We start from the raw sequence: 23874 nt of genomic DNA, 5'->3' as shown, positions 1-23874 counted from the left end.
GTGTCCACGGCCGCTTATGACGACCCGGCCCGGGTCAGTGCGGGTCGTGTCACCGACTATGGCAGACGGGCGACTACATCGCCAAAGCCGCAAATCACCCATAGCTATACAACCTAGGTGATTCTTTCGAAGAATCCTAGGTGTGCTGGGTCACTCGCCTGGAAATCCATGAGTGCTGCCGGAGCTTGGTGAGTGATTCAATGATCGCCGCGGGCGTCGGTCGCGCGCATCCGCGTGACCGTTTGAAGCGACTAAAAGGCTCAATTGTTATTTTCCCGACATTGCGCACTTAATGTTCTGCACATGAACATCTCCGACACGCCGGTGCACCGCCGCGGCGCCCTGCGCGCGGGAGCCGGGGCCGCCCTCGCCGCGGGCCTCGCCGCCGGTTGCGGGAACCGGGAGACAGCCGGCACCGGGGCGGAGACCCTCACCCACCCGGCACCGAGGAAACCGGCCGCCTCCGCCGGAGCGCACGCCCCCGCACCCGCCCCGCGCCGCTTCCCCGGGCAGCCGGTGCAGATCGGCCACGGCCCCCGCGACCGCGCCCGCGTCGCCCTCACCTTCCACGGCCAGGGCGACCCCGCCATCGCCAGGACCGTGCTGGCGGAGGCCGAACGGGCCGGAGCGCGGGTCACCGTCCTCGCGGTCGGCGGCTGGCTCGACGAACACCCCGAGATGGCCCGCCGGATCCTCGACGGCGGCCACGACCTCGGCAACCACACCCAGCGGCATATCGACATCTCCTCGATGGACGAGGCGCGGGCGTACGCGGAGATCACCGGCTGCGCCCAGCGGCTGCGACGGCTCACCGGCTCCATCGGCACCTGGTTCCGGCCCTCGCGCACCCAGTTCGCCACCCCGCTCGTCCAGCGGCTCGCCGTCCGCGCGGGCTACCCGCACGTCCTCTCCTACGACGTGGACTCCCTCGACTTCACCTCGCCCGGCGCCGCGGCCGTCACCCGCAAGGTGGCCGGTGAGATCCGCAACGGATCGGTGGTGAGCATGCACTTCGGCTACGCGGACACGGTCGCCGCGCTGCCCCTCCTTCTCACCGAACTCGACCGCCGCCGACTGCGTGCGGTGACGACCACGGAGCTGTTGACCTGATGCATCCCTCCACCACGCGCACCGCGGCCCTGCTCGGGGGCGTCCTGCTCGCCGCACTCACCGGCTGCGGCACCCCCGCCGCGAAGCCGGCCGCCGGCACCGCGACCGAGGCCGCCGCACCCGCCAGAGCCGAGCACGTCACCCCGCCCGCGCCGCCCGGACTGGCCGGGATGCCCCCGGTGCTCGATCCCGCGAACGTGTACGCGGCCGACGCCGCCGGAAAGCTGTCACCGGCCGTCAAGGGCTTCCCGTCCCGGGTGTACGTCCCCAACACCAACTCCAACACGGTGACGGTGATCGACCCCGCCACGTACAAGGTCATCAAGACCATCCCGGTCGGCCGGCAGCCGCAGCACGTCGTCCCGTCCTGGGACCTCAAGACCCTCTGGGTCAACAACGATGTCGGCGACAGCCTCACCGCGATCGACCCGGCGACCGGCGAGGCGGGGAAGACGGTCGACGTCTCCGATCCGTACAACCTCTACTTCACGCCGAACGGCAAGTACGCCATCGTGATGGCCTCGATGGACCGTCAGCTGGTCTTCCGCGACGCGCACACCATGAAGACGGCCAAGGCCGTCCCGGTCAGCTGCGCGGGGGTGAACCACGCGGACTTCTCGGCGGACGGCCGGTACTTCATCGTCTCCTGCGAGTTCTCCGGCGAACTCCTCAAGGTCGACACGGCCCGGATGAAGGTGGTGGGCCAGCAGAAGCTGCCGTTCAAGGGCGCCATGCCGCAGGACGTGAAGCTGTCGCCCGACGGAAGCACGTTCTACATCGCGGACATGGTGGCGAACGGCATGTGGGTGCTGGACGGGAAGGAGTTCACCACCCCGAAGCTGCTGCCCACCGGCAAGGGCTGCCACGGGCTCTACGTCAGCCGCGACGCCAAGGAGATGTACATCTCCAACCGGGGCGAGGGTTCCGTCTCCGTCTTCGACTTCGCACGGAGGAAGCTGGCGAAGAAGTGGCATCTGCCGGGCGGCGGCAGCCCCGACATGGGCGGCGTCTCCGCCGACGGCAAGGTCCTCTGGCTGACCGGACGCTACAACGCGGAGGTGTACGCGATCGACACCACCAGCGGCAAGCAGCTCGCCCGGATTCCGGTCGGCAGCGGACCGCACGGCCTCGCCGTCTACCCGCAGCCGGGGCGCTACTCGCTCGGCCACACCGGCGTCTTCCGCTGAGGCGGGTCGCGCGGGTGGTTTGGGTGGCGCGGGTCGCCCGGTCGCGCGGGTGGTTTGGGGCACGCGGGTGGTCTGGGTGGTCTAGGGCGCGCGGGTCGCGCGGGGCCTGGGGGAGCCCTGGTGGCTCACCGTGGCTCACCCCTTGACCAGCAGCGCCTCCGAGCCCACCGGCCGGTAGCCCGCCGCCTGGAACGTCCGCACACTGCGGGCGTTCCCCGGCGACTGCTGCGCCCACACCACCGGGCCCGGCACCAGCTGCCGGGCCGCCCGCGCCAGCCGCTCGCCGAGCCGCCGCCCGCGCGCCTCCTCCGCCACCTCGATCGCCGCCTCCCAGCGCCCCGCGACCCCGCGCCCGAGGACCAGCACCCCGCCCTCCGTCCGCCAGACCCGCACCTCCTCGCGGAAGCTCATCGCCCGTGCCACCCGGGGGTGTCCGGGGTCCCGGATCTCCAGCAGTTCCAGCTCCGGAGCGCCCGGCAGCGCGGGCGCCACCGTGAGCAGGTCGATCGTGTTCATGTGCCGGCCGGTGCGGGCCGTCAGCGCGCCGAGGAAGTGCGGGTTCATCGTCGCGGCGAGCGCGTCACCGGGGGTGCCGGCCAGGGCAGCCCGCACCCAGCGCGGGTCCTCGTCCGTGAACACCACCGAGTGCGCGGTGAACGCGAGCACCCCGGCGTCCCGCGCGTTCGGCTGCCGCACCACCGTCGTGGACCCGTTCGGCGGCGGGAACCGCCCCTGCGCCGCCGCTGCCAGAATCCCCGCCAGTGCCTCGGTCATCGCGCCGTGCTCTCCCCGTCCCGGACCGCCGTCCGCCGGGCGGCGGACGGTCCCACCCATGATCGACGACCGGCCGCGGCGATCGCCATCCGTCCCGCCCGTTAATCTGACCTCCGTCATATAGGCATTACGAAGGGGTGGAACAGTGGCGGACATCGAGTCGGCGCGCAAGGCGTTCGAGCGGTACGACCTGAACGGCGACGGGCTGATTTCGGCTGCCGAGTACAAGAGCGTCATGGCCCAGCTGGGGGACCCCTACGTCACCGAGCCGGTCGCGCAGGCCGTGATCAACTCCCACGACGCGAACGGTGACGGGCTGCTCACCTTCGACGAGTTCTGGGCCGCGCAGAACAAGGGCTGACGCCGGCCCGCCCTTGACCCCCGGCCGGCGGGCCGGGGGCCGGGTGGAGCGGGGGCGGCCCCGCTCACGGCCCGGACGCGCCGGTCCCACCGTCCTGCGGTTCCGGTGCCTCCCGCACGCCGAAGGCGTCGTCCGGCGTCGCCACCGGGCGGAACAGGTCGTGCAGCCGGCCCGCCCGCAGCAGCCGCAGAATCCGCGGGCAGTCGCAGACGAGCCAGAACCGCCCGTCCCGGTCCAGCGCCCGCCGCCGGGCCCGGCACAGCAGCGTCAGCCCCGAGCAGTCGAGGAAACTCACCTCGGTCAGGTCGACCACCACATGCGGCGACCCGTCAGCGGTGGCGCCGTCCAGGGCCGGCGCGATGAGCGTCGCGGTCGCGATGTCGATCTCGTCGCGCAGCGCCACCACCGTCCGGCCGTTCCTGCGGTACACGTGGCCGCACGGCTCGGGCAGGGGGACCAGGGTGGGGGATGCCGTGGGGGACAGCCTCTCGGTCATGATGCCTCTCCTCGCAGCGCCGAATCCGCGGAGGCACCCGGGGCCTGGGTGACTGTCAGTGAGGTGACAGTCGGTGAACCTAACCCGACGCTCGCGCCGGGTGGGGATGCAGAAACGTTCGCGCCTGCCGTAATGCGTCCTTCCGGGTGAATGTTCGATGGTGCGGTGGACGTCGCGGGCCCGTCTGTGTGGTTGTCGTTCAGGGAGGGGTGGGTGGTGCTTCCCCCCACTCGTGCCCGCATCCGCCCGCCGCCGGCCACCGGCGGCCGTACTCGGCACGGCGGCCCCCGCGGTGACCGGCACCCGCGGCGCCCTGCGCCCGCTGCCTCCCGATGCCGTCCTCACCTCGGCCTGCGGGCGCACCCCGCCGGCCAGACCGGCGCTGGTTGCCGTCGTGAGCGCACTGGCGCCGGCCACGCGCCGGAGGCCGGCGTCAGACCCGGCGGCCGCCCACCGCCGGGCGCGCCGAACTGTTCGCGCCGGCGGCCGTCGTGGTCGGGTCAGTGGTGGTGACCGTCGTACCCGGCCCGTACCGCTCGACGGTCCCCGACCCCGATGTCCAGGCCAAGCAGGCCGACGCGGAGGCGGACGGACCGGACGCCGCGGACGGCACGGACCGGCCCAGCACCCGCTGACCGCCGTGCTCAGCGCCGGCCGCGGTAGGGCGCCCAGCCGCGCAGCTCGTCGTCGCGCGGGGCGAGCGCCGTCCCGGGCGCGCCGGGTCCGAAGAGCATCACCGGCCGCGAGGCGTCCCAGCCGGGCCAGCCCGGATCACCGCAGACCGCGAACCGTACCCACGCCGCGTGCATCGCGTCGGCCAGCTCCCGGGGCGCGTCCCGGCCCGCGAGCAGCACCGCGTCCGGCCGGTCCAGGTTGTCGAAGACGAACCCGACCTCCAGCCCGTGGCAGGCGCCGAGCCGCTGGACGGGGGACGGCCAGCCGAACTCGTAGAGGTGGGTCGAGCCGGCGGCACCCACCCGGGCGTCGGCCAGCCGGTTCAGCGGCACGCGCAGCAGCAGGTCGGTGGCGAGGGCGCCGAGCAGTTCGCCGGGGGTGGCCTCCGGCCGGTTCGCCCGGTAGGTACGGGCCGTGGCGCCCGGCACCCGGAACTTCAGCAGGGCCAGCCGGAGTCTCGTGCGCGAGAGCCGCTCGGTGAGCCCGCGGGGTACGAACCAGAGCCGGTACTCCTCGGTGTTGGAGCCCATCAGCAGATCGACGCCCGAGGCGGCGCCGTCCCACAGGGCCTCGGCCGGATCGCGGGGCAAGAGCTCGCCGTCCACCACGATCCGGAAGGAGTTCCCGCCGGTCAGCGGGGAGCCGCCGCTCGTCACGGCCGTCTGCGCCGCCAGCAGCGCGGCGGGGTCCGCGACGGCCAGGGCCCGTGCCGTCGCCGCCGTCCCCAGCCGTTTCGCGATCAGCTCGGTGGTGCGGCGGGCCTTGTCCACGGGGAGCGCGGACGGGGCCCCGCTCTGCAGCACCGCACGCCGGAACAGCCCCCGGGACCGTGGGGCGGCGAGCAGTGCGGCGATGCTGATGGCCCCCGCCGACTCGCCGCACACCGTCACCAGGTCCGGATCGCCGCCGAACGCCGCGATGTTGTCCCGCACCCAGCCGAGCGCCGCGAGCTGGTCGAGCAGCCCCCGGTTGGCGGGCGCGTCCGGGAAGACCCCGAACCCCTCGATGCCGAGACGGTAGTTGAGCGACACGAGGACCACACCGTCGCGGGCGAAGGCGGCTCCGTCGTACAGCGGTACGGCGGACGAGCCGTGCAGCAGCGAGCCGCCGTGGATCCAGACGAGGACGGGCAGTCCGGAGCGAAGCGGCGACGGGGTCCACACGTTGAGGTTGAGGCAGTCGTCGCCGTCCACCTCCGGGTCGGGCAGCAGCCGGTCCAGCGGCGGGGCGTACGGCCGCTTGGGCGCCGTCGGACCGAAGGCCACCGCCTCCCGTATCCCGTCCCAGGGTTCCGCCGGTGCCGGTGCCCGGAACCGGTGCGGGCCCACCGGCGCCGCCGCGTACGGGATGCCCCGGAAGACGGCGACCCCCTGTTCGTAGGCGCCCCGGACGGTGCCCTGGACCGTCTCCGCGTGCGGGGCGCTCCGGCCGGCGGGGCCGGCGCCGGAGGCGGCCTCGTGCGCGGGCTCCCGGGCGGACGCGGACGCGAATCCGGGCTCGGACGCGGGTCCGGAGTTCGGAGGAGGTGCGGCAGTCATGGATGCCTCCAGCCCTTCTGCGGTACGGCAGGCGAGTTCGGGTCATCGGAACCGCCGCCTGGCATCGGGCGTACGTACCAGCACATCACGGCAGAGGGCGGTCGGCCATTCGGGGGGCGGCGGCGCCGGACAGCGGCCGCCCCCGCCGACGCGTGTTTCCGGTCACGGGCGGGCCGGCCGGGGCCGGAGAACGGATCGGGACGGTGAATGTCCGGAAATCGCTGCTGTGTTCCCCCTTTCCGGGGCCGGGAGCCGTCGGGGGCAGAACCCGGCAGGGGCGCCGGGCCCTGCCGGGCACCCCGTCAGGCTGCGAAGTTCCGGGAGAGGGAGTCCTGTTCGTCGATCTCCAGGAGGTCGGGGCGGGTGTACCGCTCCGCCCGCGCGTGGTAGTCGAAGTCACCCCGTACGAGCCCCCGGTAGTCCTGGACGCAGCGCTCAAGGGCGGCTCGCGGGAGGCCCTCGATTCCGGCGGCTTCCATCTCCTCTTCGAGTTCCTTCTCGGCCCGCTGCACGCGGTCCGCGATACGGGCCAGCAGGATTCCGGCCTCGTCGGCGGCCTCCTGGAGCGTGCATCCGCGATCCCGCTGGAGCAGCCGGACCGTGTTGTGCTCATATCCGAGAAGGGCCTCCTTCTCGTAGGAGCAGATGTCGTTGCAGAGGCCCGAGTGGTCGGTCACCGCATTGCGCAGCGCGATATAGGCGGGAAGGCTCCGGGCGGATTCCGGGAGATCGATTCCGGCAGCGATCTCGTGCAGGTCGAGGAACGGCTGCATGGCCACCGAGTCACGCCGGTGCTTCACGAAATCCGCGGTGCTCGGTACATGGCCCGCCGCCCGGTCGACCGCCTCCGCGTAGTACGTCCACAGCCACGCGGCGGTGTCCCTGCGGAACTGCCGCACCCAGTGCGCGGGCCGGTCCGCGCAGGTCCGGACTAACAGTTCGCCGAGGGCGTGCTCCATGGGGCCGACCGGTGCGCGGGCACCGTCGAGCACGTCCACCAGATGGGTGATCGCCGACTCGCACAGCCCGGGGTCGCGGCCGGCCGGGCCGTCGTCGAACTCGTCGTCGACGAGGAAGGCCCAGAAGAGCCACTGGCAGAACAGGTCGAGGTGTTTCTGTGCGGCCTGGGGGAAAATCAGGGAGATCCAGAGCTCCGGGCGGGTCCGGAGCATTTTCTTGTGAGCCACCGGTGACAGGACGAGATTGCTGGAATCGGCCCATTCCCAGGCGGCCTGCTTGGTTTTCTCGACCCCGGGATTGCATCCCGCACTTTCGAACGGCATGTGAAATTCTGGAAGCGCGATCTTGCTCATTGTGCACCTCGTCGAAACGATACGGACATGGAAGGGGCAGGCGCGGAATCAACCGCGCACGCACGGCCGGAGCGGCGAGCGGTGGACGTGGCCTTGCCGATCGGCGCTTCGGCCGGGGCCGTGCCGTCGGGGGCGGTGTCCGCACCGGGCCGGGGTAGGGGCGGTGCGGCCGTGGAACCGGCCGCGGCGGACCGCCGCGGCCGCGGATCAGCGGCCGGACGGTTGGTCGGTGCGAGGATGCCGCGAAGCACTGTGTGAAACGGCGCGACCGGGCCGGACGGCCGGATCCCGTCGGGGGTGCGTCGCGGGAGGGGCGGCTGTCATCGCTGTCCTCTTTCCTCCGCCGGGGCGTGGGCATCGGAGCCGGGCCCTGTGGGTTCATGGCAGCGGACCGCCTGACGTGCACGGCGATTGCATCACCACTCGTCACGACCAGTGAACTCCCAGTATGCGGGGGAGGGAAGCCGCTGGTGACTGAAAATGTGTGTTGGCCGTGAACGCCTGCTCAGTTATGAGCAGTTGGGGAACTCCTGGGTGTGGCGGGGTGGTGGGCTGCGGTTGTGCGTCCGGTCGGTCCGAGGGGCCCGGTCCGGCTCGCCGGGCCCCTCTCACCGTAGAGCCGGTTCAGGCGGGCAGCGAGGCGAGCCAGCCCGTCAGGATCCGGTTGACCTCCTGGGGGCGCTCCTGCTGGATCCAGTGGCCGCAGCCGTCCAGGAGGTGCGAGGAGACCAGGCCGGGCAGGGTCGTGGGATAGGCCGCGACGGCATCGGCCAGCCAGGTGGTGGAGGCGTCCAGGGAGCCGCCCAGGAAGAGGGACGGCTGGGTGATGGGCGCACCGTCGAACTCCGCGAGGTCCTCCCAGTCCCGGTCCATGTTCCGGTAGCGGTTGAGCGCCCCGCTCATTCCGGTCCGCTCGAACTCGCCCGCGTAGAAGTCGAGGTCGGCGCCACCGAGCCAGCCGGGCCGCCGGTCGGGGAAGCGTTCGCGCAGCGTCCCGCCGGGTCCGGCGAAGTGCGGGTCCGGGGCGTCCGGCTCGGGCATGGTGTCGGCGGAGAACGCCGCGTAGAAGCCCGCGAGCCAGCCCCGGACGTCCGGCTCGATCTCGCTCTCCGCCCGGCCGGGCTCCTGGAACCGGGAGACGTAGAACTCCTGGTCCCCGCCCATCCCCGCGAAGATCTCGCTGGGGCGCGGACCGCCGCGCGGGGTGTACGGGACGCTCAGCAGTCCCACCGCGCGGAAGACGTCGGGCCTGATCAGCGCGGAGTTCGCGGCGATCGTGGCGCCCCAGTCGTGGCCGACCAGCACCGCGCTCGACTCCCCGAGCGCGTGCACCACGGCGGCGTTGTCCTCGACGAGCGCGGCCATCCGGTACGCGGCGACGTCCTCGGGCCGGGAGGACCGCCCGTAGCCGCGGACGTCGATGGCGACCGCCCGGTACCCGGCGGCGGCCAGTGCGGGCAACTGGTGGCGCCAGGAGTACCAGGACTCCGGGAATCCGTGCAGCAGCAGCACCAGCGGTCCGGTGCCCTGCTCGACCAGGTGGACGCGCCCGGCCGGCGAGGGGACGGTGCGGTGGGTGGGCTCCGGGGACGGGGCGGGCTGGTGCGACATGGATCCTCCGCGGCTCTGGTTCGGTGTGGTGCGGGCCGTTCACAGCCGCGCCCCCGGACCCGTACCGCCCGGCGGCCGCCCGACGGCACCGGACACGATCATGCGACGGGGGCCGGGCCGCCCGCGAGTCGTGTTGCCGCTCCGGCAAACGCGCGTCCGGGGCGCGGGACGGCTCCGGGATTCCGGGGTTCAGGCCTGCTCGTCGTCGACCCGTGCGGTGAACTCCAGCACCGCGTCCGCGAGTTCTCCGGGGCCTGCTGCGCGATGAGGCGGCCGACCCCGCCAGGCGTTCGGGCGCGCGTGGCTCCGCACGCGTCGGTGTCGTCCGCGCCGACGGCCGACGTGGAGCAGTCCCTGGCGAGCGGTTCCGGCCTCGCCGGGTGAGGGCTCACGACGGTGTGCCGGTGCCCGGCCCCCGAGTGCGGGAGCGGCTCATCCGGATCAGCAGGGCCACGGCGGACAGGGCGAACAGGACGGCCGTGATGATCAGCCAGCGCCCGAGGAACACATCGGCCGAGAGCGTGGTGTACAGCGTGTAGCGCCGGCTCACCCGGCCCAGGATCAGCGGGAAGTACGTCAGCAGCAGCAGTCCGGAGAGGAAGACCGGAACCCGGACGTGGTTGATCCATCCCTGGACCGGCCGGCCGGCCCCACCGGCCGCCGAGGGCTCCCGGCGCTCGCCCAGGACGGTCTGGGCGGCCCGGTCGGTCACCGTGTACAGCGGCAGCAGCACCAGATCGTGCAGGAACGCGGCGCCGATGAACCAGATGACGACCTTCCAGGGCTCGGCGCCGCCGAGCAGCCGCACTCCGGCGTAGCCGGTGAGGGCGAACGAGCAGAGGACCAGCAGCAGGTGCAGCGGCGAGGCCCCGTACAGGGTGCGGAACCGGTTCACGGGTGCTCCCCGAAGGTCAGCCGGGTGACCCACTTGGTGTTGTGCACGCCCGGGTTGGCCGGGACGATGACCCGCGCCGGGTAGCCGTGGTCGGGGGACAGCTCGGCCCCGTTGACCCGCAGGGCCAGCAGGGAACGCGGATCACGGACCTGGTTGCCGCGCAGTGTGGTGAAACGGAACGACCCCGTCCGCTGGGCGGACTGGACGAACACGCCGGGTGCCGCGCCCGTGAAGCCGGCGAGTGTCGCCAGATCCGCGAGCCGCACCCCGCTCCACTCCTGGTCCTCCGTGGACCAGCCCTCCACGCACGCGATGGGCAGCGCCGCCGTGTACTGCGGCATCGCCAGTACCTGGGCGCGGGTGAAGACCCGCTCCCGGCCGGGCCCCCGTACGACGAGCCGCCAGCCGGGGCCCACGTCCCGCGCCCTGATTCCCACGCTCGCCGCGGTCTTGTTGATCTGGAATCCGTTGGGGCCGGGCCCGGGGTCCTGTCCGCGCGGCGCGAGCAGCGCGGTGGACCGCAGGACGCCCCCGATGCTCTGCCCCGCCGTCACCACGAGCAGCACCAGCGAGCCGGCCCCGACCATCCCCAGCGCCCCCCGGCGCGACATGGTGGGGGCGGCGGGGCGCGGGGTCACCAGCTCCGTGGGGTCCGCCGGGTCCTTCCGGTCCGCGCTCGCCGGGCTCCGCAGCTCCTCGCGGAGGCCGCCGCTCCGCAGCATCCGGACCATGAGGGGGATGCGGAAGGCGATGTGGACGACGAAGGCGCCGATGAAGACCCAGGCACCGTAGAAGTGCAGCGGGTAGAACGAGCCGGGGAAGACGTAGTCCAGCTGGATGTTGAGCACCCCGGTGGCGAACTCGAACAGCACACCGCCCACGAGCAGCAGCAGCGAGAGCCGCTCCAGCGCGTGGCCGGCCGACCTGACCGGCGGCCAAGCGAACAGCTTGGGGGCCACCGACCACAGCTTTGCGAGCAGCACCGGGATCAGCACGATCCCGAGCGTGACGTGGACGCCCTGGGTGAGCCGGTAGAGCCAGTACGGGTGGGTGGGCCATGAGAACAGGTAGAAGCCCAGCCACCCCCGGTCCGGAGTCCTGTCGTTGGCGCCGAGACCGGGGTTGTACGCGGCGTACGAGAGCAGTCCCGTTACGAACATCACCGTGATGCCCACCAGCAGGACCGCGCCGAGCACGGACGTCAGCCAGGGACCGCGCAACGGGCTGCGCCAGAAACCCCGCCGGGTCGGCCCGGCCGGCGGTCCGTCCCGCAGCAGACCGGAGAGCGCGGACCGGTGTTCCGCCGGTCGCCGGAGGGTCGAACCGGTCCGGTCCGGGGCCATCGGCTGTCCGTCTTCCATGACGCCCCTCGTGAATCGGACACGACGTGAGACAAATGTCAGAAAGTGGACCATAGCGTCCGGCTCGTCAGGGACGCGGCATTACTCCTGGCGCGCTCGTCTACCAGGCGTGCGCCGAGCGTATTCAGGGGCGCATGCTGGCAGTTGGGGCAACGGGGGAATCCATTCGGTGCAACTTCCGGGGCTGGCTTGGCGTGCCTGACCCGTTCGGCGCTCCGCCCGGTTCATGATGAATCACCCGCACTATCCGCGATGTACCGCAAAAGGAGTGACCCATGGTTCGCCGTATCGCAATCACGCTGGCCACCGTTGCCGCAGCAGGATTCATGGCCGCCGCCCCGGCCGCCGCCTATGGCGGCGGAGGCGGCGAGGAGGCCGGCAAGATCGGGGCCAACTACTACGAGTTCGACGCTTCGCGTGAGAACACCGAGTTCTTCAACGTCGGTGGCCCGTACGGCATCACGTGGGGCAAGCAGCACAAGGCGGAGCTGGAGGCCGAGGGCGGCAGCTTCTACGCCGAGTACCTCAGCCGGGGCTGATCTCCCGCACCGTGCAGGGCCCGTCCCACCGCGGGGCGGGCCCTCGCTCGTTCTCCCGTCGGCACCCCGGCCGTCGGAGCCGCAGGGCCGGCAGTCGTCCGGCGGCCGCCTCTCAGCACTCGATGATGTTCACCGCGAGCCCGCCCCGGGCGGTCTCCTTGTACTTGACGAACATGTCCGTACCTTGTCGCACTATGCCTTTGACCTGCATGTTCGGGGGTAGATGAGCTGCCCTGCATGCCATCAGGGACTTCTCGGGGACTTCAGTAGTAGATGGCCCTGCGACGAGGTGAGGATCAGTTCGACCGTGATCGGCTTCCGCTGGCGCTCTTCGAGCGCGGTGGTGGGGGTCTCCGGGTTCCGCCAGGGCAACGTGCAGGAAGTCGACGGGAACCGGCGGAAGTGAGCTCGGGCCCGGAGGACGAGGTTGGCCGGCAGGGGGACCTCGCGGGTCTTGCGCCCCTTGGGGAGCGAGAAGTAGGGGCGGCCTTTGATGTCCCACCTGAGCTGGCGGCGGATGTGGACGACTCCAGTCGTGAAGTCGAAGTCCTCTTCGGCGAGACCGAACGCTTCGCCTTGGCGCAGCCCGAGGCCGATGCCGAGATCGACCGCGATCTGGTAGTGGTCCTTGCAACTCCGCGCGGACGGCGTCGACGACCTCACGTGACCACGCCTTGGCCTTGCTGTCGATTGCTCGTGGGGGCTTGACGCTGTTCTTCGCCTTCATCGGGTTGCGCAGCAGACGCTGGTCGTCGACGGCGCTGCCGAAGATCGAGGACAGCTGTCCCCAGATCAGCTCTGCCGTCGACTCTTCGACCCTCGTGAGCAGTGCTGCCTTGAAGGCCCGTAGAGCGGACGCGTCGATCTCACGCAGGGCGTGGTCGCCCACCAACGGGATGATGTGGTTCCGGATGCGGCTGCGCATCGGGTCCGCCGTCGAGGGTTCGTCGGAGCGGCTCGCCCACCAGCACTCGGCGATGCAGTCGGCGACAAGTATCTCGCCCTTGCGGGGATCGACGAACTCACCACGGCTGGAGTCCGTCCTGGCGCCGGCGAGCCACTGCTTCGCGTCCTCGCTGGTGTGGAACGACCGGTCCTGGATGCCGGGAAGCCCCTTCACTCGATAGCGCTTCCCGGTGCCGTAGATCGCGGTCCGCTCCCGCTTCCCGGTCAGCTTGTCGGGGCGCTTCTTCAGCCGGGGTGCCGCCTGTACGTGCCTGGCGACACGACTTTCCGGGTGAGCACGACAGACAAGCTGTCCCAGCGCAGCACACCACATATCCGCTTGGTCGAGCGATGCGCTCCTTCCGACGCAACTGTTCTGCTCGCGGTGGCTGTCGTGCTCCGGCCGTGCGTCGCACGCAGCCCTGGAAGGGCGTGCGGCCACCGTGCCGTGGGCCAAGGTCGGGGGCCGGCAGGCTCCAGGGTTGATCAGCAGGAGGCAGGGATGAGGGGTCGCCGCCGTTGACCAGGTCGGCGATGTCTCCTTCGCCTCACACGCGCGGGGATCACGCGTCGGCGGTGGATGTAGGGAGCGGTGTGGCGGAGAAGACCGAGTCCGGGTCGACTGCGGACTTCACGGAGAGCAGGCGTTCGGTGTTCGGCCCGTAGGAGTTCGCTACCTGGTCGGGAGTCTCCGGCCCCAGGAAGTTCACGTAGCCACCCGGCAGTGACAACGGTTCCAGGGCTGCGTGAGTCTCTTCCAGCCAGCGCAGGTGCGAGGACCTGCCGTCGCCACCGCCTGTATGGTCCTTGTTCTCGCCGTTCTCCCACATGCAGATCAGCTCGACCATGAGGTGCGGTTCGCGTCGGCCGAAAGCCGTGGAACCGAGAGTGGGGCGGGTGGCCGCACCGTGGAACTGGTGCCACACGATCGCGGAGAAGGGTGAGGTGAACTCCCGGGCGGCCCGGTCCAGGACGGTTGCGATGGAGCCCGTGACGCTCTGGACGGTCCGTGTGCGGATCGCGCCCATGCGTCCCGGTGGGAACATGGCGTCCGTCGCTGCCAGCGTTGCGGAACGGGCGACCGGTCCGATCTCGGCGAGCACGGGTGTACCGAGTCTGGCCAGAGTGCGTACCGGCCCGTTCTGGGCATTGCCCGCCTCAAGGTTCCCCGACCAGGTCGGCGCAACGTACACCGTCGGCTTGCCATCCGGGCCGGGAAGGAACCCCACGTCTACCGTCAGCTCGTCGGGACTGTCCTGAAGGACCTCGCCGAGGTCGGCCAGTATGCCGGCGCTCTGGTCGATCGGGTACAGGATGGTTCCCGAGATGACGGTCGGTACGGGGTGCAGGCGGATCCGTGCCGAGGTCACGACGCCGAAGTTGCCGCCGCCGCCGCGCAACGCCCAGAAGAGGTCCGGGTGGTGTTCGGCGTCGGTGTTCAGTCGTGAGCCGTCGGCCAGGACGACCTCGGCGCTGAGCAGGTTGTCGGCTGCGAGCCCGAATTGGCCCAGGAGGGGGCCGTAGCCGCCGCCGAGCGTGAGGCCGACCATGCCGACGGAGCCCGCCGTTCCGGTGACGGCGGTCAGGCCCGCCCGCTCGGCGGCTGAGACGACGTCCGAAGAGAGAGCCCCGCCGCCGACTGTCGCGTAACCGTGGTTGACGTCCACCTGCACGTCTCTCATTTCGGTCAGATCGAGAACTAGCCCACCGGGACGGAACGCCCGGCCCCAGAAGTCGTGACCCCCGCCACGCACGGAGAGCGGCACTCCGTGGTTGCGAGAAGCGCGTACTCCCGCCTGCACGTCAGCGGTGCTCGCGCACCGCACGACGACCGAAGGGCGGACATCGACCGCTGCGTTGAACAGCGCCACGGCTCGCGTGTACTCCGGTCCGCTGGTGAGCACACGGTCCGCAGGAATACGGGACCGCAGCTCGGCCAGGAAGGCGGTATCGACTGTTTCGTGGGCGTCGGTACGGGACTGCATGGTCACTCCTGTGTGTCGCTCATGGGGTGCGGCTGTCGAGGGCGTGGTGTGGATGTGGTGGCCGGGTCGGTTCGGTGGCGCTCTGCCCGTTCGGGGGTGTCCCGGGCGGTTCGAACCGCCGGATGGCCGACGGTGTGTCTGGGAGGGTGCTCGGTGTCCTGCACTCATCAGGTGGAGGGGGCGTCGGGTTCGGTGCACTGCTGGGCGAGGACGGTGGCCATCTCGGGCAGCAGGACGGCCAGGGGGTCGTGGGTCAGCTCCGTCATTCGTAGGCGTCCCCCGCACGTGGCGACACCCAGGACGTGTTCACCGGCCAGTTGGGTGGTCTGCGCCGGCCCCCACAGAGCGGTGAGTCGGGCGCGGACGTGTGCAGGCGCCTCGACCACCCCGAGATTGGTGATCTGGATGTCGGCGGCGGTGACGGCGGTCATCATCGTCTCGGCCTCTTCGGGGGTGGTCGGCGGCTGCTGGGCCAGCGCCTGCGCACCGGCTCTGAGCAACCCAGGTGTCCGCTGGTGTTCCAGATCCTGGTGATGGTGCTGGGCCAGTTTCCAGAAATCTTCGGCCTGGGATGCCTCGCTGACCGTTCGCGCTCCGGCGAACCGGTTGGCGACGGCGTCGGGCAGACCCGCGGCACGGCGCAGGTCGACCGGGCTCAGCACCCGCACCCGGGTGCGGCCCGCACGATGGAAGACCGTGCCGGCGGCAGCGCACAGCGCGGCGTGCACGGACACGCCCTCCGCGCGGCAGCGGGCCACGAGGCGTGCGGTCAGACCGCGTTGCAGGGCCAAAGCGGAGACGTGCGGTGTCCGTCCCGAGAACTGAGTCAGCTCGCCGGGCGGGTTCATCAGCTCGTCCTGGGGCGGCCCGACGGGAGGCGTCGCCGCGTCGAGGGCCTGCAGGAGCGCCTCCTGGGAGGGCGGCGCATCCTGCCCCGGGGTCGGCCTACCGCTCTCCTCGTCGCCGTCGAGGGCGGCGACGAGGTCCGCCACCACGCGCATGCCGCCGGTGCCGTCGGTGATCTGGTGGGCGAAGGTCAGCACGATGACGCTGCCTGTTTCCGCGGGAATCAGTACGGTCCGCAGGAGCGGGCCGGGCTCCGGCGCGATGGGGCACGTCTGCTCACGGGCGACGACCGACTGCCACGGCGTTCCCTCGGCGGCGGATTCGATCCTGACCGGCCCCTCTGCCCAGCGGTACCGGGCCTGAGCGGACCGGCGGTCGACCGAGACGCGGAGCAGCGGGTGCTGTGCCTGCACCTGCTTCAGCGCCCGTGCCAGCGTCTGCTCACAGACCTTGCGGTCGATCTCGGCGACCAGGGAGAACTGGACAGGGTTTCGGTGCATGTAGAGATCGATGGTCCGCTCGAAGGCTCCGAGTTCCCGCGCCGTCTCTGTTTGCGTGTGGCTGATCGACATGAGGTTCCTTCCTCGCTGAGGTGATGTGACTGCTCGTTACCTGGGCGCATCCTGACGAGGGGGGAGTTCGGCCTCGTGCCGAGCGATGGTCGGGACCGGTCGGCTGTCCACCAGACGCTTGGACGTCGCACGGAAGGCCCAGGCGACGACCAGTGCGGCGACCACGGTGAGGGGGGTGCCCATGGCGATCTTCGCGAAGGCGAGCCAGCCGGTGGCGTCATGCACGTAGAGCCACTGCTTCACCACGAACCGGGCGCCGAGGACGCTCGCCGCTGCGAGCGTGGCTATGTCGTGTGCCCGCAGAACCTGACGGTCCGGGCGCCAGGCGTGCGCGCCACCGTGCAGGAGGTTCCACGCCACACCGGTCAGGGGGCGGCGGAGGAGGACCGAACCGAAGGTGGCGAGGAATCCTGCGAAGGCCACCCAGATGCCCAGCAGGAAGAAGTCCTTGGCGGATCCGGTGAGTGCGACGATGCCTGCCGCGACCAGAACACCGGTCAGGCTGCCCGAAGCGGCGAGAAGGCGTTCTCCACGCACCAGCCGGGCCATGGTGAGCACCGCACCGGTTGCTACCGCCGCGATCACGGCTGCCTTCGTCGACAGCAAGGCGAGTGCGATCACGAACACCACGACCGGGACGGTCGAGTAGACGAAGCCCGCGATGCCGCCCATGGACTCGAGCATGGGCGAACCCGGGGCGGGGGGCGGCGCGCCTGTGTTGCCCCGGTCGTGAGTTGGGGAGGGGGCGTGCTCGCCTTCGAGTTGGGTCATCGATCACTCCTGGTCACGGGCTGCGGTTGCAGCGTCTCTCGGGAATTTCTCGTTGCGGTCGTGGTGCGGTTCAGGCGCTCCAGCCGCCCCCCACGGCCCGGCTCGCGAGATAGGAGTCGCGCAGTGCCTTGCGCAGTCCGGGGACGAACGCGTCGAACCGCGCCGCTTGGGCCTTCAGGGCGGACTTGTGGGTGCGGCGGTCTTCTTTGCTCCACACCGAGGTGAGCTCCAGCTCGACCGCCAGGACGGCCATGGCCAGCTCGTCCGTCAGGTCATCGGCGGGAGCGCCGTCGAGCACGCTCGCGCGCACCCGGTCCTGCAGGGCGTGCACCAGGTCCGGGTGCACCACGGTGACCCTGTTGGTGGACACGACCCCCAGCTTCTTCTGCCGTTCGATGGCGACATCCCCGGAGGCGAGCAACTGGTCGCGGACCGGGGTTTCGGCTGTGTGCGCCTTGTTGTGCAGGAACTTCAGCCAGCCCTTGGGCTTGTCCTCGGGCAGGTCGTACCAGACCGATGCCGTGAACGGATCCTCCGGCGGATTGCCGGAGAGCCGCCGAACCTTCCCCCCGGTCGCGTCCAGCAGACCGTTACGGGCCAGCTCAGTCATCGCCCCGGCCCGCAACAGCTGGCCGCGCCCCTGAATGTTGTCGAGCTGGAACTTTTCCTTCTTGGGGGTGTAGCAGAGCAGGTACAGTTTCTGAGCGAGATTTGTGGGCATCAGAACTCCCCTTTGTGCTAGCCGAAGTGGGCAAGAGTTTCTATCGCCGATAAGAGAGTGAAATGTGTGCAGGGGAGAGGCTCATCGGTCGCACCCGTTCTTCCTTTAATCCCTGTCAGGGGGCAGGTGGAACGAAATGGATGTTTGCCCATCCATTAGGGAGTAACGGCTACGTCCTCGCCCCTGGTTTGCTTTTCAGTGGTTCTCCTACCTCCGGTTCGAGCCGTGAAACTGGTGACGTTACGGCATAGTTCTGTACGACCTGGAGAATGGACATGTCGGGATCTATTGCATGGTGCGCGCCGAGTCCGCCGTCGTGACAGAGGCGTATCCGGCGTCCGCCTCGCGCCTGGGGCGTCCCGACAGGACGTGCGGGATGCACGGGACCCGCGCAGTTATGACCGTTCACGTGCCGGGCTCCCGGCGGACCCTGGCCGTGCCGCTGGGCCGTCGGCGAAAGGTGTGCTGGACGTGCGGTAGCAGCAGTGGGAGAGACCGCTGGTGCAATCGGAGTCGCCGGAGGCGGGGCGGTCTCTCCTTGAACTGGCCAGGTGGTGTGCTGTGAGCAGGGTGGCAACGAGGTCAAGGCACGGGTTTTCCTTCTGCCTTGTTTGACCTGCGCTGTCAGCAACCGCGGATTACATCACCGAGAGCGTCTTGGTTGAGAACGCAGGGACTATTCTCTGTCCGCTTTTGCGGTGCGTCAGTTCACCAAGCCGGCGCAGAATCACGCACGGGTGGGGCCCTGAAGTGGGTTGCGTGAGGACGCAATTCCCGGTGGATCAAGCGCGTGGCGTCCAGGCGCGGCGTATCGCAAAGCGAAGGAGGTCCACATACTGGATGTATCGGGACGCTCCGACAACGTGACGAGGTGTCTTGGCTATCGTCGCGCACCCGGCGGGAAATGCGGGCCGGCCCTTAGCTGTGGCCTTGAACATCAGTCAGCCCGTGCGTAGGTCCTTCCGCTGTTCTGAGGTCATGCCGTGCGTATGCGTGGACGGGTGACGGCTGGCTGTGACTCAACGCTTCGCAGGGACGAGGGGGCGGGTGGTTGCGGGCGTTTCCGTCTTGCACACGGTGCCGTCGGCGGGGTGGGTGCCGTGGAGGAGCGCGGCGTCAACTGCCTTGTTGACACACGAGTTGATGCCGTAGGAGCCGTGTCCGACTCCTTCACGTGTGAGCAGGACCGCGGCGTCCAGAGTCCGGGTCATGTTCTCGGCCCAGTGATGGGGGGTGACGGGGTCCAGTCGGCCTGCGACCACCAGTGCCGGTGGCGCACCGGCGGCGGTGAGCGGCTTGGTGACGCGGTCCTTGTTCGGCGCGGGCCACCGTGCGCAGTTGAGAGCGGAGTAGGCGGCCCGGGTCCCGATCCGCTTCGCCTCGGTAGTGGCCTTTGTGGCTGCGGCCCTGTGCGCGGCGATGCCGGACGGGGTCTTCCAGTCGGCGCAGCGTACCGCAGTGTGCGTTTCGAACATCGCGGTGGGGACGGGGAAGGGGGATACCGTGACGCTGCTCCACAGGGTATAGAGGGGTGCGCCGTTGCCCTTCTGCGCGGCCAGCAGTGCCGAGGTCAGCAAGGGCCAGGTGTTCTGGTCGCCGGCCAGGGCTCGGGTGGTCTCCAGGGTCATGGCACCGTCGAGTTCGCCGCCCGGGGTGGCGCCCCCCTGGGCGGGTGCGATTTTCAGCGGCTTCGCTTCCAACGTGTCGATGAGTGTGTCGAACGCCGCCTCCGGGTCACCTGCCCCGAACGGGCATACTGCGGCCCCTTCGGCGCGACAGGTCTTGAACCAGGCGTTGAGGGTTCGTTCGCTTGCCACGGCGACGTCGTTCTGGAAGGGGAGGGAGTCGCCGAACCACTGGTTGGTGTCGACGGGGGCGTCGAGCACCATCTGGCGGACTCGGTGAGGGAAGAGTGTGGCGTACATCGGGCCGACCACGGTGCCGTAGGACAAGCCGTAGTACGTGATCTTCTTCTCGCCGAGCGCGGCGCGGACTCGGTCGATGTCGCGAGCCACGTTGTCGGTGGAAAGGCTGGCCAGGAACTTCTTGCTCTGGTGCTTGGCGCAGCCGTCGGTGAACGCGGCGGCGTCGGCCAGCAGCCGCGGAAGAGGCTTGCCCCCGGGGATCGCCGGGTCGAAGGAGGTGCCGGCGGCGTCGGCTCGCTGCTGGTCGGTCAGGCAGCGAACGGCCTGCGATTGGCCGACGCCGCGCGGGTCCATCGCGATGACGTCGAATCTGGCGAGCACAGCGGACGAGAAAGCGCCCGGAGTACCGGCTGTCTTGGGCAGATTGCGCAGTGTCTCGGTGGCGGCGACCCCGGGTCCGCCCGGGTTGAAGATGAGACTGCCGATGCGCTGAGCGGGATCAGTGGCCCGGTGCCGCATGACCGCGAGCGGGATCTGTGCGCCCTCGGGGTCGGTGTATTCCTGCGGAACCTTGATCGTGGCGCATTCCAGGTCCTTCCCGCACGTGCTCCAAGTGACCGTGTCAGGGGAGGGGGCCGGGGCCGACGCGCCCGTTGCGGACGTGCTGCGCGGCCCCGAGGCTCCGGACGAGCACCCCGTCAGGACCATGAGGGCTGTGGCGAACGCAGTCCCGTACTTGGCGGCGGTCCGTGGCCTCAACTGGATCATGATCATCTTCCTTTCGTCCTACGTGTGCCATTCCATGCGGTCCGACACGTCGGTCGCGCGAGAGGTCGACCGAGGAGGGCTGGTGTGGTCGTGCCTTCCTCGCTTCGATGAGTCAGTGACCGGCCGCGTCGAGCAGGGAGGAGTACCGCAGGCGGAGAGCGCGCTCCATGCTCGCCAGAACGGCCCCGCCTCCCAGTGCGAGGTTCAGCCAGATCGGCAGGTGTATCGGCGATACGAAGGTTCCGACCCGCTGTGTGACGGGGGGGATGTGAGAGACGGGTTCAGCGAGCTGCAGCAGGTTCAGACCCACACCGATGACCAGCAGCAGCACCGATCCGATGGCGATCGCCCGGCTCAGTCCCGGGTGGCGGGTGCCGAAGCGCGCCCTCCGTCCCTCCGCGGAGGCGGGGTCGGGCGTGAGCTGAGACGGTTGTCCGTCCAGGGGGCGATAGTGGCAGCGCTTGATGCCGTAGCTGCTCATCGCCACCTCGATGACGCCCCCGTCGACAGGGAGGAGCGCGGGCAGTTTCGACTCGGCCACGTGCCTGCCGTCCAGGAACAGATGCGCCCGGATCCTGCTGTTGTCCAATCGCGCCCAGTGCCGTACGTCGACGGCGTAGAGGCGTTCCTGGCCGCCGCCACCGGGAAGCCGTAACCAGAACAGGGAGCGCACGGGGAGCTGCCACCAGCGGAACCGCTGCAGTTCCCTGCTGTCGCCCGGCTTGAGGCGCCTCGATGCCGCCCACTGCTTCAACACCATGCTCCGCGCACCCCTCGCGCCTCGGCCGCACCCGTACTGGTACAGCGTGCTAGTAAGACGCTAGCACGCTGTACCAGTACGGCGTACTAGCGGCGTGGGGAAAGCCGGGAGAAGTGAAGGAAGGCCTGCTGTCCGGCGACCCGATTCGGGACCGGACGCTGGCGCCCCGCGAACGGCTGTTGAACTGCCTGCGGCAGGTTCTCGCACCGCTCGGTACCACCGAGGACGCGCGCACCGCGTGGGGCACGGTCTATCGGAGCTTCATCGAGCCCGAGCCGACCGAACCTGTACGCACCGCCTACCTCGCCCACGAGCGGGAGGCGGAGCGTCTGGTCGAACACTGGCTGGCCGTGCTCGCCGAGGAGGTGAGGCGCCGGTGGCAAGCAGCAGTTACGGCACAGTCCTTATGAGCTCGTGCAGCAGGGGCAGCAGCTGGGTGACGTCGTCGCGGTTGCCGCCGGTGAGGATGACGGCGAGCGGGGCGCCGTGCCCGTCGGTGATCACGTGGTGCTTGGAGCCTGCCATCGTTTGACGACAGGCGCGGCCTGGTGGACGGCCGGCTCAGGTTGAGCGCAGGCAGAAGGGGTGTCCGGCCGGGCTGGCGTAGACCCGGCTACCGGTGCGGGTTTCCGGGGTGATCTCGTCGGTGGGGCGCAGTCGGGTGGCGCCGGCGTCGGTGGCCGTGCGGTCGGCGGTTGCGAGGTCGTCAACGCCGAAGTCGAGGTGCATCTGCTGGGAGGTGCCGTCCGGCCAGTTCGGGGCGGTGTGTCCGGGAGCGGACTGGACCACGATCACCGGGAGGCCGGGAGCCTGGAGGAAGTGGTGCGTCGGCGTGGGGGTGAGGGAGCCGCCGAGCAGCCGGTGCCAGAACGAGCTTTCCTTCTCGATGTCGGCGGCGTCGATGATCACGGAGGCCAGGGTGATGGGCATGGGGTGTCCTGTTCGTGCTGTCGGTGGTTGCTCAGACGGTCGGGATGATGCCGCCGTCGACGCGGAACTGCGCTCCGGTGAGCCATTTCGCGCGGCCGGAGGCGAGAAAGGCGATCATCTCGGCGACATCCTCGGGATCGCCGGGGCGGCCCATGGGAACGTTCAGGTGGTCCACGATCTGCCGGGTGACCTCTTCGGTGGTCATGCCCTGCTTCTCGGCCATGTGCTTCAGGTGGGCGGTGGCGCCGTCGGTGATGACGAAGCCGGGAAGGACGCAGACCACGCGCACCCCGTGTGCGCCGACTTCGGTGGCCAGTTCGCGGCTGTAGGTGTTGAGCGCGGCCTTGGCGGCGGCGTAGGACGCCTCGGTGCGCTGAGGCAGTTGGCTGGCGATCGAGGAGACGTGCACGACGACGCCGGAGCCCCGCTCGACCATTCCCGGCACCAGGGCCCGGTCCAGGCGCACGGCGCTGAGGAGGTTCATTTCCAGGTCCGCCTGCCAGGATTCGTCCGACCGGCTCAGCGTCGGCGCCGGGGAGCTCGCCGCGCCCGCGTTGTTCACGAGCACGTCCACGCCGCCCACCTGCTCGACGACGCGGCGGCCGAGTTCGGCCACTCCCTGCTGCGTGGAGAGGTCTGCCGCGAGGAATGTGGCACCGCTGTCCTCCTCGGGCCGGCTGCGGGAGGCCGTCAGTACGGTCGCGCCCGCGGCGACGAAGCGGCGCACGGTTGCCGCGCCCAGGCCCCGGCTGCCGCCGGTGACCAGTACCCGTAGGCCGTCGAGGCTGTTGTCTGTGATGGGCATGGGGTCTCTCCTCCGTAAGATGAACCTGACTCCGGAAAAGGTACACGTAAACGGAACCGGACTCACCTTATGGAGGTTCTCTTGCCGCAACCACGCCCGCTGCGTGCCGACGCGCGACGCAACCGCGAGGCCTTGCTGTCCGCGGCCCGCCAGGCGTTCCTCGGCGGCGACGCCGACGCGCACGTCGAGGACATCGCCCGCAGCGCCGGCGTCGCCGTCGGAACGCTCTACCGTCACTTCGAAACCCGCGACGCGCTGATCGAGGAGGTCTACCGCAAAGAGGTCGACGACCTGTGCGCCACGCCCGCTGTCCTGCTGGACCAGCACGCCCCGGAGGAGGCGCTGCGGCGCTTCCTGCTGCTGCTCGTGGACCACGCGGCGGTGGGCAAGGGGATGTCCGGTGTGCTGGAAAGCATCATGGCGACGGACTCACCGGTCTTCGGCGACGCCCGTACGCGTATGGCCGGTGCCCTCTCCCTGCTGCTCGAAGCAGGCAGTGTGGCCGGCACCGTCCGCGACGACGTCACAGGGCCAACTCTGTTGCGTGCCCTGGGCGGCATCTGCGGAATGCGCGTCACGGAGGGCTGGCTGGTCGAGGCCCGGCAGATCACCGCCCTCCTCTTCGACGGCCTGCGACACGGCGCCCCGCAGTCACCCTGAGCCGGGGCGGGCGCCACCGGCCGGGCCCTGCCCGTCACTCCTGACCGCTCCCACCGATGACCAGCAGCACCGATCCGATGGCGATCGCCCCGCTCAGTCCCGGGTGGCGGGTGCCGAAGCGCGCACTCCGTCCCTCCGCGGAGGCGGGGTCAGGCGTGAGCTGAGGCGGCTGTCCGTCCAGGGGGCGATAGTGGCAGCGCTTGATGCCGTGGCTGCTCATCGCCACCTCGATGACGCCCCCGTAGACCGGGAAGGCCGCGGGCAGTTTCGACTCGGCCACGTGCTTGCCGTCCAGGAACGGATGCGCCCGGATCCTGCTGTTGTCCAATCGCGTGGCTGGGTCATGAGCCGATCGGCCAGGTGGAACGCGTCGTAGCCCAGCAGGA

Annotated in this window: 25 protein-coding genes and 1 pseudogene; 8 read left to right on the top strand and 18 right to left on the bottom strand. The window is 70.3% G+C overall.

Going from position 1 to position 23874, the window contains the following annotated elements; translation table 11 throughout:
- The first annotated feature begins 303 nt into the window (after positions 1-303).
- Positions 304-1110 (top strand): polysaccharide deacetylase family protein, encoded by an 807-nt coding sequence (locus ACIP89_RS12360; RefSeq protein WP_401920190.1) that lies wholly within the window; start codon positions 304-306, stop codon positions 1108-1110.
- Positions 1110-2297 carry a hypothetical protein gene (locus ACIP89_RS12355; RefSeq protein ID WP_402114689.1) on the top strand — a complete coding sequence of 396 codons (1188 nt, stop codon included), beginning with the start codon at positions 1110-1112 and terminating at the stop codon, positions 2295-2297. Before ACIP89_RS12360 ends, ACIP89_RS12355 begins: the two co-directional genes overlap by 1 nt.
- Before the next feature lie 135 nt (positions 2298-2432).
- Here ACIP89_RS12355 and ACIP89_RS12350 read toward each other — a convergent pair whose 3' ends face one another.
- The gene (locus ACIP89_RS12350) at positions 2433-3071 is read right to left on the bottom strand and encodes a GNAT family N-acetyltransferase (RefSeq protein ID WP_402114687.1); all 639 of its coding nucleotides are present in this window, start codon (positions 3069-3071) and stop codon (positions 2433-2435) included.
- A 145-nt stretch (positions 3072-3216) separates the two neighbouring features.
- On the opposite strand from ACIP89_RS12350, the gene ACIP89_RS12345 reads away from it, so the two are divergent.
- On the top strand, positions 3217-3432 hold the full coding sequence (locus tag ACIP89_RS12345) for an EF-hand domain-containing protein (protein ID WP_018102550.1): 216 nt from the start codon (positions 3217-3219) through the stop codon (positions 3430-3432).
- A gap of 64 nt (positions 3433-3496) precedes the next feature.
- Here the strand turns inward: ACIP89_RS12345 and ACIP89_RS12340 are convergent, their stop codons facing one another.
- A complete protein-coding gene (locus ACIP89_RS12340) occupies positions 3497-3928 on the bottom strand; it encodes an STAS domain-containing protein (protein WP_401920181.1) in 432 nt (143 codons plus the stop codon).
- 509 nt (positions 3929-4437) lie between these two features.
- Here ACIP89_RS12340 and ACIP89_RS12335 point away from each other — a divergent pair.
- Positions 4438-4563, top strand: a complete 126-nt coding sequence (locus ACIP89_RS12335; RefSeq protein WP_402114684.1) for a hypothetical protein — start codon at positions 4438-4440, stop codon at positions 4561-4563.
- Positions 4564-4572: 9 nt separating this feature from the next.
- Here the strand turns inward: ACIP89_RS12335 and ACIP89_RS12330 are convergent, their stop codons facing one another.
- The 5 genes from ACIP89_RS12330 to ACIP89_RS12310 all read right to left on the bottom strand — a co-directional run bounded on the left by ACIP89_RS12330 (position 4573) and on the right by ACIP89_RS12310 (position 11303).
- Positions 4573-6141, bottom strand: a complete 1569-nt coding sequence (locus ACIP89_RS12330; RefSeq protein WP_402114681.1) for a carboxylesterase/lipase family protein — start codon at positions 6139-6141, stop codon at positions 4573-4575.
- A 302-nt stretch (positions 6142-6443) separates the two neighbouring features.
- Positions 6444-7424, bottom strand: a complete 981-nt coding sequence (locus tag ACIP89_RS12325; protein ID WP_401920175.1) for a terpene synthase family protein — start codon at positions 7422-7424, stop codon at positions 6444-6446.
- A gap of 654 nt (positions 7425-8078) precedes the next feature.
- Positions 8079-9065 (bottom strand): alpha/beta fold hydrolase, encoded by a 987-nt coding sequence (locus ACIP89_RS12320; protein ID WP_402114678.1) that lies wholly within the window; start codon positions 9063-9065, stop codon positions 8079-8081.
- A gap of 388 nt (positions 9066-9453) precedes the next feature.
- Positions 9454-9960 carry a hypothetical protein gene (locus tag ACIP89_RS12315; RefSeq protein WP_402114675.1) on the bottom strand — a complete coding sequence of 169 codons (507 nt, stop codon included), beginning with the start codon at positions 9958-9960 and terminating at the stop codon, positions 9454-9456.
- Positions 9957-11303, bottom strand: a complete 1347-nt coding sequence (locus ACIP89_RS12310; RefSeq protein WP_402115199.1) for a molybdopterin-dependent oxidoreductase — start codon at positions 11301-11303, stop codon at positions 9957-9959. The genes ACIP89_RS12315 and ACIP89_RS12310 overlap by 4 nt, the downstream gene beginning before the upstream one ends.
- A gap of 293 nt (positions 11304-11596) precedes the next feature.
- Here ACIP89_RS12310 and ACIP89_RS12305 point away from each other — a divergent pair, with 293 nt between their 5' ends.
- The gene (locus ACIP89_RS12305; RefSeq protein WP_401920164.1) at positions 11597-11860 is read left to right on the top strand and encodes a hypothetical protein; all 264 of its coding nucleotides are present in this window, start codon (positions 11597-11599) and stop codon (positions 11858-11860) included.
- 243 nt (positions 11861-12103) lie between these two features.
- Here ACIP89_RS12305 and ACIP89_RS12300 read toward each other — a convergent pair whose 3' ends face one another.
- On the bottom strand, positions 12104-12523 hold the full coding sequence (locus ACIP89_RS12300; RefSeq protein ID WP_402114673.1) for a hypothetical protein: 420 nt from the start codon (positions 12521-12523) through the stop codon (positions 12104-12106).
- A gap of 41 nt (positions 12524-12564) precedes the next feature.
- Here ACIP89_RS12300 and ACIP89_RS12295 point away from each other — a divergent pair, with 41 nt between their 5' ends.
- On the top strand, positions 12565-12987 hold the full coding sequence (locus ACIP89_RS12295; protein ID WP_402114671.1) for a hypothetical protein: 423 nt from the start codon (positions 12565-12567) through the stop codon (positions 12985-12987).
- A 381-nt stretch (positions 12988-13368) separates the two neighbouring features.
- On the opposite strand, the gene ACIP89_RS12290 is transcribed toward ACIP89_RS12295, so the two are convergent.
- The 6 genes from ACIP89_RS12290 to ACIP89_RS12265 all read right to left on the bottom strand — a co-directional run bounded on the left by ACIP89_RS12290 (position 13369) and on the right by ACIP89_RS12265 (position 21093).
- Positions 13369-14790: an FAD-binding protein gene (locus ACIP89_RS12290; protein ID WP_402114669.1), complete on the bottom strand. Its 1422-nt coding sequence runs from the start codon at positions 14788-14790 to the stop codon at positions 13369-13371.
- 167 nt (positions 14791-14957) lie between these two features.
- Positions 14958-16208: a peptide synthetase gene (locus tag ACIP89_RS12285; protein ID WP_402114667.1), complete on the bottom strand. Its 1251-nt coding sequence runs from the start codon at positions 16206-16208 to the stop codon at positions 14958-14960.
- Positions 16209-16244: 36 nt separating this feature from the next.
- Positions 16245-16979 carry a DUF3159 domain-containing protein gene (locus ACIP89_RS12280; protein WP_402114665.1) on the bottom strand — a complete coding sequence of 245 codons (735 nt, stop codon included), beginning with the start codon at positions 16977-16979 and terminating at the stop codon, positions 16245-16247.
- A gap of 70 nt (positions 16980-17049) precedes the next feature.
- Positions 17050-17700, bottom strand: a complete 651-nt coding sequence (locus ACIP89_RS12275; protein ID WP_401928095.1) for a GPP34 family phosphoprotein — start codon at positions 17698-17700, stop codon at positions 17050-17052.
- 1019 nt (positions 17701-18719) lie between these two features.
- On the bottom strand, positions 18720-20333 hold the full coding sequence (locus tag ACIP89_RS12270; protein ID WP_402114663.1) for an alpha/beta hydrolase: 1614 nt from the start codon (positions 20331-20333) through the stop codon (positions 18720-18722).
- A gap of 112 nt (positions 20334-20445) precedes the next feature.
- The gene (locus ACIP89_RS12265; RefSeq protein ID WP_402114661.1) at positions 20446-21093 is read right to left on the bottom strand and encodes a hypothetical protein; all 648 of its coding nucleotides are present in this window, start codon (positions 21091-21093) and stop codon (positions 20446-20448) included.
- Between the two features lie 113 nt (positions 21094-21206).
- On the opposite strand from ACIP89_RS12265, the gene ACIP89_RS12260 reads away from it, so the two are divergent.
- Positions 21207-21503, top strand: coding sequence for a hypothetical protein (locus tag ACIP89_RS12260; RefSeq protein WP_401928102.1), 297 nt, complete (start codon positions 21207-21209; stop codon positions 21501-21503).
- A 7-nt stretch (positions 21504-21510) separates the two neighbouring features.
- Here the strand turns inward: ACIP89_RS12260 and ACIP89_RS12255 are convergent.
- The 3 genes and pseudogenes from ACIP89_RS12255 to ACIP89_RS12245 form a co-directional block, all read right to left on the bottom strand.
- Positions 21511-21612 (bottom strand): annotated as a pseudogene (locus ACIP89_RS12255) (IS5/IS1182 family transposase); the annotation flags it as partial.
- Between the two features lie 42 nt (positions 21613-21654).
- Positions 21655-22023: a VOC family protein gene (locus ACIP89_RS12250; protein ID WP_402114659.1), complete on the bottom strand. Its 369-nt coding sequence runs from the start codon at positions 22021-22023 to the stop codon at positions 21655-21657.
- A 31-nt stretch (positions 22024-22054) separates the two neighbouring features.
- Positions 22055-22828 (bottom strand): SDR family oxidoreductase, encoded by a 774-nt coding sequence (locus tag ACIP89_RS12245; RefSeq protein WP_402114658.1) that lies wholly within the window; start codon positions 22826-22828, stop codon positions 22055-22057.
- An 81-nt stretch (positions 22829-22909) separates the two neighbouring features.
- On the opposite strand from ACIP89_RS12245, the gene ACIP89_RS12240 reads away from it, so the two are divergent.
- On the top strand, positions 22910-23488 hold the full coding sequence (locus ACIP89_RS12240; RefSeq protein ID WP_402114656.1) for a TetR/AcrR family transcriptional regulator: 579 nt from the start codon (positions 22910-22912) through the stop codon (positions 23486-23488).
- 34 nt (positions 23489-23522) lie between these two features.
- Here ACIP89_RS12240 and ACIP89_RS12235 read toward each other — a convergent pair whose 3' ends face one another.
- Entirely contained in the window at positions 23523-23816 is a 294-nt protein-coding gene (locus ACIP89_RS12235; protein ID WP_402115231.1) for a hypothetical protein, read from the bottom strand.
- Between the last annotated feature and the right edge of the window lie 58 nt (positions 23817-23874).

This window comes from Streptomyces sp. NPDC088730, from assembly GCF_044751215.1.
Taxonomy (GTDB): Bacteria; Actinomycetota; Actinomycetes; order Streptomycetales; family Streptomycetaceae; genus Streptomyces.
Note: the sequence above shows the minus strand (reverse complement) of the source record. Positions and strands in the feature narration are given on the sequence as shown.

Excerpts from the sequence above, each read along its gene's own strand:
- ACIP89_RS12360 (WP_401920190.1), top strand. The coding sequence starts at position 304 with ATGAACATCTCCGACACGCCGGTGCACCGCCGCGGCGCCCTGCGCGCG.
- ACIP89_RS12355 (WP_402114689.1), top strand. The coding sequence starts at position 1,110 with ATGCATCCCTCCACCACGCGCACCGCGGCCCTGCTCGGGGGCGTCCTG.
- ACIP89_RS12350 (WP_402114687.1), bottom strand. The coding sequence starts at position 3,071 with ATGACCGAGGCACTGGCGGGGATTCTGGCAGCGGCGGCGCAGGGGCGG.
- ACIP89_RS12340 (WP_401920181.1), bottom strand. The coding sequence starts at position 3,928 with ATGACCGAGAGGCTGTCCCCCACGGCATCCCCCACCCTGGTCCCCCTG.
- ACIP89_RS12330 (WP_402114681.1), bottom strand. The coding sequence starts at position 6,141 with ATGACTGCCGCACCTCCTCCGAACTCCGGACCCGCGTCCGAGCCCGGA.
- ACIP89_RS12325 (WP_401920175.1), bottom strand. The coding sequence starts at position 7,424 with ATGCCGTTCGAAAGTGCGGGATGCAATCCCGGGGTCGAGAAAACCAAG.
- ACIP89_RS12320 (WP_402114678.1), bottom strand. The coding sequence starts at position 9,065 with ATGTCGCACCAGCCCGCCCCGTCCCCGGAGCCCACCCACCGCACCGTC.
- ACIP89_RS12310 (WP_402115199.1), bottom strand. The coding sequence starts at position 11,303 with ATGGCCCCGGACCGGACCGGTTCGACCCTCCGGCGACCGGCGGAACAC.
- ACIP89_RS12305 (WP_401920164.1), top strand. The coding sequence starts at position 11,597 with ATGGTTCGCCGTATCGCAATCACGCTGGCCACCGTTGCCGCAGCAGGA.
- ACIP89_RS12290 (WP_402114669.1), bottom strand. The coding sequence starts at position 14,790 with ATGCAGTCCCGTACCGACGCCCACGAAACAGTCGATACCGCCTTCCTG.
- ACIP89_RS12285 (WP_402114667.1), bottom strand. The coding sequence starts at position 16,208 with ATGTCGATCAGCCACACGCAAACAGAGACGGCGCGGGAACTCGGAGCC.
- ACIP89_RS12280 (WP_402114665.1), bottom strand. The coding sequence starts at position 16,979 with ATGACCCAACTCGAAGGCGAGCACGCCCCCTCCCCAACTCACGACCGG.
- ACIP89_RS12275 (WP_401928095.1), bottom strand. The coding sequence starts at position 17,700 with ATGCCCACAAATCTCGCTCAGAAACTGTACCTGCTCTGCTACACCCCC.
- ACIP89_RS12270 (WP_402114663.1), bottom strand. The coding sequence starts at position 20,333 with ATGATCCAGTTGAGGCCACGGACCGCCGCCAAGTACGGGACTGCGTTC.
- ACIP89_RS12265 (WP_402114661.1), bottom strand. The coding sequence starts at position 21,093 with ATGGTGTTGAAGCAGTGGGCGGCATCGAGGCGCCTCAAGCCGGGCGAC.
- ACIP89_RS12250 (WP_402114659.1), bottom strand. The coding sequence starts at position 22,023 with ATGCCCATCACCCTGGCCTCCGTGATCATCGACGCCGCCGACATCGAG.
- ACIP89_RS12245 (WP_402114658.1), bottom strand. The coding sequence starts at position 22,828 with ATGCCCATCACAGACAACAGCCTCGACGGCCTACGGGTACTGGTCACC.